Here is a 12,975-nt window from a genome sequence, read left to right as displayed (position 1 = left end):
AATGCAGAGAGCAGCGGCATGAGCGATGCAAACAGGGTGCTATGGTCCGAGGGGCTTTTCCTGCGGACCCAGCATTTCCAACAGCAGGATCGCTTCTTCGAGGCGACGGTGCGCGGCGCATTGCAGGCTGGGCAACTGCATACGTTCGGCTTTCAACAGCTGACGCTGGACCAGGCATTGCTGGACGCCGGCCAGATTTCGATCCTGTCCGCACGGGGCATCTTCCCGGATGGAACGCCTTTTTCCATCCCAGACATGATGGACGCGCCGAGACCGCTGCCGGTGACCCCGGACACTGGCGCCGGACCGGTGCTGGTCGCCTTGCCGCTGGAGCCTGCCGGCGGTGTCGGCTTCGATCCGGCGCACGCCGCCGCCTCGGGAGCCCGATATCATGGGCGGATCGTTTCGGTGCGTGACGCAGTCCAGGGCGGTTCAGACCCTGAAGAAATCGAAATCGCCCGCCCGCAGGCGCTGTTGCTTGCACCCGGCAAGTCGGTCGGTGGCTACACGGCCTTGCCGATAGCCGACCTCAAGGGCGTTCGAGCCGATGGCGGCGTCTCCCTGGACGAGACCTTCCTGCCACCGACACTGATTACCGGCGCGGTGGCCTGGTATCGGCAATTGTTGCTGGAAGTTGTCACCGGTCTCGACCAGATCGCCGAGGCGCATGGCAAGATGGTCATGGGTGGGCCTGGGCGCAGCGTTGAAGATCTGTTGATGCTCAATCTCGCCAATGCGGCGCGCCCGCGGCTGGCCCACATACTGGCCCAAGATGTCTTCCATCCGGCCGAGCTTTACCTGGAGCTAGCCGGGCTTGCCGGTTCGATGGCTACCTACGGATCGAGCGCACGGCGGCTGGGCGAGCTGCCGGCCTACGATCACATGGCCCCCGGCCCTGCCTATTCGGCGCTGGCGGATGCGCTGCGCTCGCTCATCCTCAGCCTGCGCTACATCGAGCCGAAATCGCGAGCGCTGCCTGTCATGCGGCATTCGACCAATGTTTGGAAAATCCGTATCGACAACCCGAAGCTGCTGGTGGCCAGCCGGATCGTCATCCGTGTCGGTTCGGAGCTGTCGGAGGACGCGCTGCGCAAGATTTTCGTCAACCAGGCGACTGTCGGCTCTGCAGACCAGTTCGAGGGCCTGTGGAAATCGCGCTTGCCCGGCATTCCGCTGAAACCGCTTCATTCGCAGCCGCGCGAAATCCCTTACGATGGCGATCGGCTATGCCTCGAGCTGGACCAGAAAAGCGAGTACTGGGCGTCGCTGCTCGACGCTCCCGGCTTCGTCATCGGCGTTTCGGGCGTGTTGCCAAGCGAGCCGCAGGTGGACTGCTATTCGGTGAACAGGTGAGATGATGAGTCGCGATGATCCTTTCGGACTGTCGGAGGATCGCGAACGCACTCGCATTCGATTGACCGGCGCGCCGATGCCGCGGCCCATGGCGCCACTCTTGCCGGGCGCGGTTGTCAAGCGATCCCGCACCCACCCGAACGCGCTCGTCAACGCATTCGCGCCTTTGCTCGAGTTCGCCCCCGAGCTTGAAAGCGCGCTGGCGCCGGACAATCCGGAAGCATTGCGTACCCGGTTGCTCGAAGAACTGGTGCGGGCCCGCGACACGGCAATGACGGCGGGATCCTCAATGGAGCGGGCCGACCAGGCAGCATGGGTCGTGGCGGCGCTGCTCGACGATCTGGCCCTGAACACGCCATGGGGCGGGGCCAGCGCCTGGCCGCGGCAGCCGCTCGTTGTCATGCTGCGCGGCGATGTCGATGCCGGAACGCAGTTCTTCACACGTCTCGACGAACTCGAGCGCCATCCGAACCGGGATCGCGAATTGCTGGAGCTGCAGTATCACTGCCTGGCGCTTGGCTTCCGTGGCAAATATCGTGTGGCAAACCGGTCAGGCGACCGCTCGATCAATGCCGTTCGTGTGGCGGCGGCACGCTTCTTGCGCGATGTCGACGCCGAAGGCGCGCCCTTGTCGCCAAACTGGAAGGGCGTGATCGCATCCGACGAGCCGCAGCGCTTCATCGTTCCGATCTGGGTCATGGCGCTCGGTGCGGCGGTCGTCGCCACGGCAGTCCATGTCGGGCTCTCGACGGGACTGAGCAGCCAGGCGGTCGAGCTTTCCGCACTTGTCCGCGCGTTGCCGCCGCCCGCACGCGGCGACATCACCCGCGCGTCGCCCAAGGTCGATGCCCCGCCGCCGGAGAAAGTGGATTTTGCGCTGTTGCCGGAATTTCAGGCCGGGGCGCCGGCCGAGCTGAAATCCGCCCTCGGCGGCACCGAGAGCGTTTCGCTGACCAAGCTGATCATCCAGGCCTCCAACCCCGAACTGTTCCAGTCGTCGCGGCCACAACTGACCGAGGGCTTCGAGCCCCTGATCGGGTCGATCGCCAAGGTGATCCTCGCCAATCAGGAGCTCATCGGAAAGATCACGGTGATCGGTCATACGGACGGCGTTCCGCTACAGAAGACCAATCCGCTGTCGACCAACCAGCGACTGTCCGAGGCTCGCGCCCAGACGATTGCCGACATGCTGGTCCAGAACGGAGTGCCGCAGGATCGCGTCCGTTCCGAGGGTCGCGCAGCCACCGATCCAGTGGCCACCGACAGCACGCGCGAGGGGCGGGCCTTGAACCGCCGCGTCGAGGTGCTCGTCGAAAAGAGGCTGTGAGATGTTCATCCTGCGCTTCATGTGGGCAGTTCTGACATCGCGCTGGCTGTGGACGCTGATCGGCATCACGCTGCTTTCCCTGGTCATCTGGGTGTTCGGTCCGATCGTCAGGGTCGGTCCCTACGAACCGTTCGCCTCTGAAAATGTGCGCATCGTCATCATCGCGCTGCTGGTCATCTTCTGGCTGATCTGGCTGATCGTCGCCCAGCGCCGGGCGATCCGCGCCAACCGCATGTTCGTCGCCGAGATTGCCGCACCAGCTGTGGAAAAGCCGCTCAGCCCCGGCGAAGAGAATGTCGCAGCCGTGGGCGCCAAGTTCGCCGATGTGATGGCCGAACTGAAGCGGCGCAAGCTGGGCGGACGCAAGTTTCTGCGCGAGATGCCGTGGTATGTGATCGTCGGGCCGCCGGCCACCGGCAAGACCACCGCCTTGCGGCAGTCCGGACTGAATTTTCCGATCGACCTCACCGACGACCTGCAGGGGGTCGGCGGCACGCGCAACTGCGATTGGTTCTTTTCCGAAAACGCGGTTCTGATCGACACCGCCGGCCGCTATGTCCAGCAGGAGAGCCAGCCCGATGTGGACGCAGCGGAATGGCTGGGCTTCCTCGACCTGTTGAAGAAGCACCGGGGCCGCCGCGCGCTCAACGGCGTGATCGTCGCGCTTTCGATCGACGTGCTTTCGGAAGGCGACGACGCCATCAAGGCGCACGGCCGCAAGATCCGCCGCCGGTTGGCCGAGCTCAACGACCGCCTCGAAATCCGCCTTCCGGTCTATCTGATGCTGACCAAGGCCGATCTGATCAAGGGTTTCGAGGCCTTCTTCGGCGGCTTGTCCACCGCCTCGCGCGAGCAGGTATGGGGAACGACCTTCGCTCTGGATGCGCGTGTCGATGCCAAGACTATCGAACGAGAGATTTCGACGCTGGCGACGGAACTCGAGCGACGGCTGGTGCCGCGCCTGGAGGATGAGGACAAACTCGCCGCCCGTGCCGAGATCTTCCGGTTTCCCGCCCAACTCGCAAGCCTGTCCGAACCCATCCAGGTGCTGGTCGAGGCGATGTTCGGCGAAAGCCGGTATGAAGAGGTCGCCTGGCTGCGCGGGCTCTATCTGACATCGGCGACGCAGGAAGGGGCGCCCATCGACCGGCTGACCGCGGCGCTGTCTTCTTCCTTCGGCCTACCGCCACGCCGGGCCCTGCCCGCACCAAGGGTCGAGAAACGCAGCTTCTTCCTCAAGAACCTGCTCACCGAAGTCATCTTCAAGGAAGCCGGCCTCGGTACGTTCGACCCGCTGGCGCAACGCCGCCGCGCCTGGATCTGGCGGGGTGCCGCGGCTGCATGTGCCGTGGCTGGATTGGTGGCCAGTGCGGTGTTCACCTGGTCCTACTACGACAACCGCAATGCGATCTCGGCCCAGGCAGGCCAGTTCGAAGCGCTGCAATCGCCGCTGACCGCTGTTGCCGCAACCCCTGCATCGGTGGAACAGCCTGCCATGGACGGCGCGCTCGGTGCGATGGACGCGGTCGCAACTGCCCGGACACCACCGCCGGGCGCCGCCCATGACCTGCTGGGGCCATCGGCCTCGGCGGAACTGGTGCGGGCGCAGACCGACACCTACGACCACGTCCTGCGCAACGTCCTCGAGCCACGCATGGTCGCACTGCTCGAGGCGACCATGTGGCGGCAGATCCGCGATCCGGATTTCATGCTCGGGGCACTGAAGACCTATCGCATGATGACCGGCCTGTCGCAGATGGATCCCGATTTCGCCCAGAACTGGTGGGTCAACAGCCTGCCCGAATTCGCCGCCGCGGCACCATTTCCGACCGCCGATGCCGAAGAGCACCAGCTTGCCGCAATCCGCCGCATGACGGTCGACGAAAGTTATATCGCGCCCGACCAGGCGCTGGTTGCCGAAGCGCTGAAGACGGTGTGCACGATTTCACTGCCGGCGCGTGCCTACAAGCAGTTGCTGGCCGATCCGGCGGTGGCCGGGCTTAAGGAGTGGATTCCGGCCAACTTCGCCGGCCCCAACGGTGGCAAGGTGTTTGCACGGCGTTCCGCCAAGACACTTCGCGTCGGCATTTCCGGAGCCTTCACCTATTCCGGCTTCCACGATGTCATTCTCGACCGCATCGACGATGTCGCCGCCCAGGCGGCGCTCGATCGCGCCGTTTTCGCCGGCGGCTGCTCGGAAAACTCCGAAACCTCCGTCTCGGCGTTGTCAGAGGATATTCTGAAGCTCTACTACGACGACTATATCGCGCAGTGGGACAGCTTCCTGCGCGACATGAGGCTCGCGCCACTGACCGATCTCAATGTCGCCAGTGAAAATCTGAAGGACCTGTCGAGTGCCGATTCGGCGCTGAAGCGGCTGCTTACGGCGGTCGTTCAGGAGACCGAGTTGACGCGCTCCGACGATGACGCGCCCGCCGACAACAAAGCGGCGGCCAAGGGCGCTTCGAAACTGCTCGGCAAGCTTGGCAAGCTCGGCAAGCTGGCGACAAGCGGTGCGAAACTGCTTCCCCGCGCCGGATCGGCCAGCGAGGTAGACCTGACCGGCAATCTGGTGGCCGAACATTTCAAACCGCTCAAGAGCACCATCGCCGAGGTCGACGGCCAGCCGCCGGCACTGGATGCCGCGGTTGTCGCGCTGACCGCGCTTTCGAACGTGCTGCAGACGGTCAGCGCGAACCCCAATCCGCAGGATGCCATCAAGAAGCAGGGCGGCCTTGCCGAACTGACGGGCGCGGTCGCCAGGCAGGCACAGATCCTGCCCGACCCCATCAACACCTGGCTGGGCGGGATTGCCGGCGATACCAGCAATTTGACTCAGAAGGCGGTCACTTCGGAGCTCAACGCGATCTGGCGGGCCGACATACTGCCTTTCTGCCAGGCCGCGCTCAACGACCGCTATCCCTTCAGCGCCGAGAGCGCTGTGGACGTCAATGTACGTGATTTCGCCCGCCTGTTCGGACCGGCCGGGCTGATCGACGGTTTCATCAACGACCACCTGATCAACTATGTCGACACGACCAGCCAGCCATGGAAGTGGCGCGCCGATTTCGGCCTCGATCCTGCGGCGCTGCCGGCGTTCGAGCAGGCCAGGCATATCCGCGACGATCTCTTTCCCGGTGGTACCGGACCGGTGATGAGCTTCACGCTCGAGCCGAAGGACCTGTCTCCCAACGTCACGCGCGTCACGCTCAACCTCGATGGCCAGAGCCTGGTCTACTACAACAACGCGACGCGGCCGCAGCCGATGACATGGCCCGGCAAGGACGGCACCGGGGTCATTACGCTCGCCTTCCAGCCGATCGACGGATCGCCCGAAGTCCTGCTCAACGAGACCGGCAGCTGGGCATGGCTGAGGATGCTGCGCAGCGGCCGCTTCGCCGGCACTTCGCTGTCCGATGTCTACAGCCTGCGCCTGGGCACGAAAGGCATGTATGCCGATTTCGAGCTGAAGGCCGCCAGCGTCGAAAACCCGTACAATCTGGAAATGTTCAAGAAATTCTCATGTCCGCCACAGATATGATCCTGCCAGGCTTTTACGGCAAAATGCCCGCCACCGGCGATTTCGTCACACGGCGGCTGCCAGGGGATTTTGTGCGCGTCTGGGACCGCTGGCTGGCGCAGCATCTCGTCCCGCTGATCGGTTCGGATTTTTGGCCCAGCACGACTGCGTTGCGCTTCCTGGCTGGCCCGGCTTCCTTCGGTGCGTCGGCAGGTATCATTTTGCAGAGTGCCGACAGAGTTGGCAGACAATTCCCTTTGACCATTGTTGCGCAGCTTGCCGAAGTGCCCGTTCAGCTAGCCGACGCCGAGGCGTGGTTTGCCAGCATCGAACAGGCGGCCATCGCTGCCCAAGGCGGTGAGCTGACCCCCGACGAACTGGATGCCGCGCTGGGCGCCCTGCCCGTGCCGATTGTCGAGCCAAGCGAAGAGCTCATCAGCGACATGGTGATGTGGACTGCCCGTTCGGATCTTTTCGACATCGACCCGCAATCGCCGCAAGCGAGGCTGGAACAGATCTTTGCGGCGAGCTGGGAGACCAATTGATGGAGGCAAATTCGACGATATGCAGTAGCCGGTACCCACGTCGCGCCGGCAAATTGTTTCCAAGCTATACCCAAGACAGTTGAAGGTCCGTTGTTTCACCGTCGCGCAAGGATGCCTTGTTTCAAATGTGGATACTGTCCAACCATACGCCATTCGCCGCTCAGGAAAGCTGGACGCGTGACGAGCGAGGACATGAGGTCTGGCTGATCGCGATCAAGGCGTCGTTCGAGATCGATGCCGACGGCAAGCAGCGGCTCTTGAAGAACCAGACGCCGGTGACCCTGGCACCTCTACACGGGGCCGATCCGAACGAACTTCTCGACGAAACTGATCTCAATCTTGAGAAAAAGCATACGGATGTTCTGGTCGAAGGACACGTCTATGCGCCCGGCAGGCGTCCAGCCATCGAGAGCGCGGCGCGCATAAAGGTCGGCGACGTGGACAAGACCCTCAACGTGGTGGGGGACCGCGTGTTTATGCCTGGCCCGGTGTCGGTGCGGATGAGCCGGGCGGAGCCATTCACGAGAATGCCGATCAGCTGGCGCCGGACTTACGGCGGCACGGATATGGAGGCATCAAAGCCGGATTGGGACCAGCGCAATCCAGTTGGTACGGGGTTTGCAATCGACCCCCAGCGGCTAGTTGGCAAAGCCGGACCTAACTTTGAGTATTCCAACGCGCCCTATCGCGACCACAAGAGCGGCACACCGGCTAGCTTCGGTCCGGTGGCGCGTCACTGGCAGCCGCGGATAAGATACGCTGGCACCTATGGCGAAGAATGGGAGAAGACGCGCGATCCGCTTTTGCCGCGCGATTTCAGCCGTATGTACTATCAATGCGCCCCGGAAGATCAACAAACCAAAACTCCGCTGATTGGCTATGAGGACGTTCGGCTGGGGAATTTCACCGAGGATGGCTTCTGGCAATTCCTTCTGCCGCGCATAAAATTCGACCTGACCACGGAGTTCTACAATCGTCCGGATCGCGAGAACGGCGAAGCCACCATCCATACCCTGCGCATCAAGCCCGATTTACGGCAGTTCTCGATTACGTGGATGTCCGCCCTGCCGGTGCCTTTCGACGAGGAACGGCTGAAGAATACAAATCTGCGTATCAGGCCACGGACAGGCATTTCGCCGACAGTAGCGGCAACAGGCATTTGGCAACCGGAAGAAAACGAATGACGACAAAAGGGGCCACGATTGTCGTCGTCGGCGTTGGAGTACGCACGCCGTTGGGTTTTGACGCGTCCTCAAGTGCAGCGGCTGTCCGCGCCGGTATCTCGGCCATCCAGGATCATCCCCATATGGTGGACCGTTTCGGTGAGCGGATGAAAATCACTCGCGACATCGGCGTAGATGCGAGCCTTGCCGGCCCGGAGCGCGCTGTGGAAATCGCGATCTCACCGGCACTCGACGCCTTGCGGCCATTGCGAGCATCACTGCAGTCGCCCGAAGTGTGCCTTATTATCTCCACCGGAGAGCCAAGGCCAGGTCAACCGGATGGGTTTGCCGCTCAGGTGGACGCCAAGTTGCGCAAGCTGCTGGCCCAGCATGTTGTCCTCGAAGGTGGTGGTTCAATAGCTGGTGGCCACGCCGGTGGGCTACTGGCGATCTACCATGCCTGCAAGACACTGCGAGATGGAAAAGCCACGTTCTGCCTCGCGGGCGGCGTCGATACCTATCTTGAACCGGAAACCCTCGAGTGGCTGGATGAAAACGAGCAACTCCACTCAGAGGGCAACATCTACGGCTTCTGTCCGGGCGAGGCGGCAGGATTCTGTCTGCTGACGACGTTGACTACTGCACGAGCGTTTGGGCTGCAACCTCTTCTCGAGATCGTCAGTGCCTCGACGGCGAGCGAAGAAAACAGGATCAAGACAGAGACGGTCGTGCTCGGCGAAGGGTTGGGCGCAGCCTTCCGCTTCCTTTTCGAGGACGCGCCGATCGATCCGGTCGGTCGCATCATCTGCGACATGAACGGCGAACGCTATCGCGGGAACGAATATGGCTTCGCTGTCATCCGCAACCCAGGCCGCTTCAAGGATGCGGCGGACTTCGAGACCCCGGCCGACTGTTGGGGCGATGTCGGCGCGGCGTCCGGTCCGCTGTTCGTTGGTTTGATAAGCGAGGCCGAAGCGCGGAACTACCAGAACGGGCCGCTGTCCCTGATCTGGGCGAGTTCCGAGAACGGCTCCCGTGCCGCCGTGCTGCTGGGCGGACCGAGGAGGACCGCCTGATGCCCAGTCATATCACGGTCAACGGCCTCGGGCTGACCTACAAAGGCACTATCGGCCTCTCGATAGCGACGATCCCCGATGTCTGCAAGACACCCAGCCCTGGTGGTCCGATCCCCCTGCCCTATCCCAACATCGCCACGCAAAGCTCATTGAAGGACGGCACGACGACCGTCCTCGCCAAGGGCGGCAAGATGATTGCGATTAAGGGCTCGCAGTATGGCATGAGTTCCGGCGACGAGCCCGGCACGGTCGGTGGCGTAAAGTCCAACGTCTTCAAGAAGGCAACGGATTGGATACTTTACTCGTTTGATGTGAAGATGGACGGCAAGAATGCCTGCCGACACACAGACAAGAAATTCCACAACGACAAGAATACCGTGAATTTGGCTGGCGATGTTGATCCATTGGGGCCAGCCAACACCAATCCATTGAAGATCGATTGTGCCAACGGCCCGGCGAAAAAGAAGGGCAAGAAGCACGTCAAATTCGACGATTGCGAGAAGCAAGAGATTTGCGCCAAGTGCGCGGCAATCAACGATGCCGCGAAGGCCGGTGAAATGAAACGTGTGACCTGGGATGGGAATCGCTCTGCGGGCTATGCCAAAAGGCGCACGCAAGGCAACACCGAATGCAAACGCCTCAAAGATGCGGCAGTGGCAAAAAAACCTGCCGAGATTGAGTTCTACAAAGACTGCGCGAAGGAAAAGGCGGAAGAGCAAGAATACTCCGGATTTAGCCCCGACCACAGCAACGAGCTCCAGTTGAATGGTCACCCAACGGATGCCAAGAATCTCAAATGGATGTCGAGCCGCGCGAATTCGTGGATGGGGTCGAGCATGAAGAAGTATCGCGCCAAGACGGATTTCTGGCGAAAGGGTGGAAACAAACCCCACACTGGGGTTTTCCCCAATTGTTGCGGATGGGAGGAGCCAGCAAGTGCCTAAGAAACCTGAACTGAAGGAGCTGATCGAAAAGATCGTTGAGGCCCAACAGAAGTATGACTCGCTCAAATACGACGAGGAATTGCCACACGAACTTGGCAGGCCGGCGACCGATGAAGAGATCGCCAAGCTTGAGAAACGGCTGGGCATACCGCTGCCGGAATCATATCGCGAATTTCTGAAGCTCCACAATGGCTGGAGTGATTTCGATGCTGGCGGCAAGCTGCTGTCCACGCAGGATCACGACAGCAAATGGGTAAAAGACAAAATCGAGTTCTGGGGCGACCTGTGGCCGGATGACGAGGACAACCCTTTCGACAACGGTGCGATCCCGGTCATGTTTGGCGAAGATCTGAGCCATTTCCTGGTACTTGATCCGTCCCGCGTTAAGAAGAATGGGAAAGTCGACTTCATCGAGTTCGAGGACATGTACCAGAGTGACGCCTACAAGGACTTTACCGATTACTTAGTATTCAAGCTTGAGACTCTCGAATACATGATCGATGAGGAAGTGAACGGAACATCAAGCGACGAAGACAACGAATAGGTGTCAAATTGGGTGCAGGTTCATGAAGCTGCCTCCGCAACTGCTTCGACCCTTTTCCGTCGAAGGCAAAATCGCGTGCAAGGTAATGCTCGACCTGACGGTCTACCTGAAAGGCCCCACCCAGGCCGAGCTCGATTTCCTCATCGAGCTTTACCGGCAGGCCTCTCCGCCAGGCTCGATTCAGAAGATCGGGCTTGCAGAGTTTCCGTATTGGCTGCTGGCTTCCGCGCCTGAGTTGACAAGGAGTGGCCGCGTTGCGGCAAGGAACGGTCTTCCGGAGCCGTATCTTCAACCGGTTTACAGACGCATTCGTGAAGGCAGAGCGTTCGAGCTTCGCTATTGGGATCACGTTTCGATTGACGATCCGAGAGGCAGCTGGAGTTTTTCGTGTAACCGTATTCATAGACGTGACAGCGGCCTGCATTCGGCTGTCCGTGTCCTCGCTCCACTTGACACAGAAGTTGGCGTACTCGTCGGCCTGGCCCGCAATATTGTCGACAATGTTGAATTTATTTCTGGTCACGGCGGGCTGACTTTTGCCTACGATCCATGGGAACGACTTCCGGCGTTTGACTACATATACGCTCAAGCGAAGCGATACTGGGGAATAGACATAGAGAATCTGAACCTGACGCTTCCTGTCAGCAACCTCGGGATCAAAACGGTGAGCTGGCTGACACTTCTCGGCGAGGGCCTGTCAGCGATCGACGCTTCTTGGGCGGAACTGGTGAAAAGCTGCGCGTCCCTCAGTTCCGTCGACATCGAGCGCGGACGACGAGGCTACCTGATGCGACTTGGCTCAGAGCCGAATGTCGAAGACATGAACCGACCGAAAACGGTCAATGATGCCTATTTCGACGCAAGCCGCCTTCTGGAACCTCTTTTCCTTCGGGAACACCCAAGATTTTCAGGCAGACTTTTTTTCGAGAACGACAACACGGTCGAGTGGATCCACAGGTTCATCAATCCCTTGGGCTGGCGATAGGATCGGCAAGCAAGCGCCGCTCGATTGCCCATACTTTGACCCTGTCGGCAACCGGCAGATATGGAGGATCCTGGTCGAAATGTTCGGCAATCTTGTCTCCCAGCAAGTCGGGTTCGACTGAGAAAAGTTCGTCATGCTCTTTGGCTTCGGGGAAAAGCTCCAGGAAGGAAATGCCGGCGGCGGCGACCAGAGCAGGTGTGCGCATCTGGTGGATCAGCCAATGCAGAATGTTGCGGTCGCCCAGCATGCCGGCGCCACGTACGGCCAAAGGCGCGGTTTCAGGCGATTTGAACAGTCCGCCCATCCAGGCGCGGACATCCCTGTCGGGTGAGGCCTTGACGGCGGCGCGCAACGCCGTCATTGCGTCAGCGCTTCTGCTGACGGCAACCTTGCGAAGTTCGGAGCTGGCCAGGTCGCCTGAACCGAGTTCCGCCAGTGACCAGGCGGCCCAGAAGCGTGGCAACTCTTCGGTATCATCCAACGCAGTGCTCAGTTGCGGAAGGAGATCGGCTCGTCCGATTTTTCCGGCAAGCCGCAGTGACGCGGCGCGAACTCGTGCATCCGGATCGCGCACAAGTCGAACCAGCATCTGCTTCGGGTCGACGCCATGCCCAAGGCAAGCCGATACGCCGAGATATCGCTTGAACGCATCCTGCGCTCCGATCCAGTCCCGCACCAGCGGCGCGATCGTTGCGGGCTGGTGCCACGCCAGCGCGCCGACCAATCCGCAAGCATCGTCCTCGCTTCGATTCCCATGCTCGACAACCTCGGCAATGCGGCGGCTGTCGTTCAATTCTATCGCCATCCATCCATACAGAAACAACTCGCCTTTCTCGGGGAAATCCTCATACACCGCAACGATGAACGGCCAAGCGGCCGACCCTGCGATACGCAAGCCATCCAGGTTGGCTTCCAGGCGCCGGTCGACACCGGCGACCACATCCAGGTTCGGCGGATCCGACGCCATCAAAGTGTCGCGTTGCGCCCAGAAGAATGCGACCTGCTCGGCGTGCTGCCTTACGACATCCGGCACTATCCGCCGACCGGGCGTGCCTTCTGATTTCGACTTGTCGCTTGCCGCCAACATCAATTGAGGTCGATCGAACCGCCACGGATACGATTGGTGGCGCTCGCCTGGCTGGTGACGAAAGTACCGCGAATGGTGATGCGGCCATCCTTTTCCATCAGGATCGTCGCCTTGCCGCATCGCAGCTCGATGCGCTCTTCCCCGGTAATGCGAACGCGCTCGCCGTCCCGCACGACCTGTGGCGCCGCAGTCTTGCGCGCCGGATCGACGATGCGGCCAACGATGAGCGGCCTGGCGGGATCGCCCTCTTGAAAGAGCAAAGCCACCTCGGAGCCGATCATATCGGACGTCAGCCCGGTCAAGCTGCGCGCGGGCAAGGCTGTCTGTTCCGGATTGCCGGGGAATACCACCAGCGGTGACGCCGCATCATCGAAACCGAGAAAGATGCCGATCACCACACCGTCAATGTGTTCGCGAACGTCACTCATCGC

The 12,975-nt window shown here is 61.2% G+C and carries 11 protein-coding genes; 9 read left to right on the top strand and 2 right to left on the bottom strand.

The window, feature by feature from the left end:
- Nucleotides 1–18: 18 nt before the first annotated feature.
- The 9 genes from tssK to AC1DYW_RS08500 all read left to right on the top strand — a co-directional run bounded on the left by tssK (nucleotide 19) and on the right by AC1DYW_RS08500 (nucleotide 11,457).
- On the top strand, nucleotides 19–1,353 hold the full coding sequence (gene tssK, locus AC1DYW_RS08540) for a type VI secretion system baseplate subunit TssK (RefSeq protein WP_095080766.1): 1,335 nt from the start codon (nucleotides 19–21) through the stop codon (nucleotides 1,351–1,353).
- Nucleotides 1,354–1,357: 4 nt separating this feature from the next.
- Nucleotides 1,358–2,680, top strand: a complete 1,323-nt coding sequence (gene icmH, locus AC1DYW_RS08535) for a type IVB secretion system protein IcmH/DotU (RefSeq protein WP_477225827.1) — start codon at nucleotides 1,358–1,360, stop codon at nucleotides 2,678–2,680.
- A gap of 1 nt (nucleotide 2,681) precedes the next feature.
- Complete coding sequence (gene tssM, locus AC1DYW_RS08530) at nucleotides 2,682–6,221, top strand: type VI secretion system membrane subunit TssM (RefSeq protein ID WP_477225826.1); 3,540 nt, start codon at nucleotides 2,682–2,684, stop codon at nucleotides 6,219–6,221.
- Nucleotides 6,218–6,745: a type VI secretion system-associated protein TagF gene (tagF, locus tag AC1DYW_RS08525; protein ID WP_457151559.1), complete on the top strand. Its 528-nt coding sequence runs from the start codon at nucleotides 6,218–6,220 to the stop codon at nucleotides 6,743–6,745. The genes tssM and tagF overlap by 4 nt, the downstream gene beginning before the upstream one ends.
- Before the next feature lie 125 nt (nucleotides 6,746–6,870).
- Entirely contained in the window at nucleotides 6,871–7,929 is a 1,059-nt protein-coding gene (locus AC1DYW_RS08520; protein WP_457151560.1) for a DUF2169 family type VI secretion system accessory protein, read from the top strand.
- Nucleotides 7,926–8,984 carry a beta-ketoacyl synthase N-terminal-like domain-containing protein gene (locus tag AC1DYW_RS08515; RefSeq protein WP_477225825.1) on the top strand — a complete coding sequence of 353 codons (1,059 nt, stop codon included), beginning with the start codon at nucleotides 7,926–7,928 and terminating at the stop codon, nucleotides 8,982–8,984. The genes AC1DYW_RS08520 and AC1DYW_RS08515 overlap by 4 nt, the downstream gene beginning before the upstream one ends.
- Entirely contained in the window at nucleotides 8,984–9,928 is a 945-nt protein-coding gene (locus tag AC1DYW_RS08510; protein WP_457155189.1) for a DUF4150 domain-containing protein, read from the top strand. The genes AC1DYW_RS08515 and AC1DYW_RS08510 overlap by 1 nt, the downstream gene beginning before the upstream one ends.
- A complete protein-coding gene (locus tag AC1DYW_RS08505) occupies nucleotides 9,921–10,472 on the top strand; it encodes an SMI1/KNR4 family protein (RefSeq protein ID WP_477225824.1) in 552 nt (183 codons plus the stop codon). Before AC1DYW_RS08510 ends, AC1DYW_RS08505 begins: the two co-directional genes overlap by 8 nt.
- A 22-nt stretch (nucleotides 10,473–10,494) precedes the next feature.
- A complete protein-coding gene (locus tag AC1DYW_RS08500; RefSeq protein WP_477225823.1) occupies nucleotides 10,495–11,457 on the top strand; it encodes a type VI immunity family protein in 963 nt (320 codons plus the stop codon).
- On the opposite strand, the gene AC1DYW_RS08495 is transcribed toward AC1DYW_RS08500, so the two are convergent.
- Nucleotides 11,435–12,544, bottom strand: coding sequence for a HEAT repeat domain-containing protein (locus tag AC1DYW_RS08495; RefSeq protein WP_457155070.1), 1,110 nt, complete (start codon nucleotides 12,542–12,544; stop codon nucleotides 11,435–11,437). The genes AC1DYW_RS08500 and AC1DYW_RS08495 overlap by 23 nt on opposite strands.
- The gene (locus AC1DYW_RS08490) at nucleotides 12,544–12,972 is read right to left on the bottom strand and encodes a DUF6484 domain-containing protein (protein ID WP_457155069.1); all 429 of its coding nucleotides are present in this window, start codon (nucleotides 12,970–12,972) and stop codon (nucleotides 12,544–12,546) included. The genes AC1DYW_RS08495 and AC1DYW_RS08490 overlap by 1 nt, the downstream gene beginning before the upstream one ends.
- Nucleotides 12,973–12,975: the final 3 nt, after the last annotated feature.

The organism is Mesorhizobium sp. P2_D5, from assembly GCF_056404355.1.
Note: the sequence above shows the minus strand (reverse complement) of the source record. Positions and strands in the feature narration are given on the sequence as shown.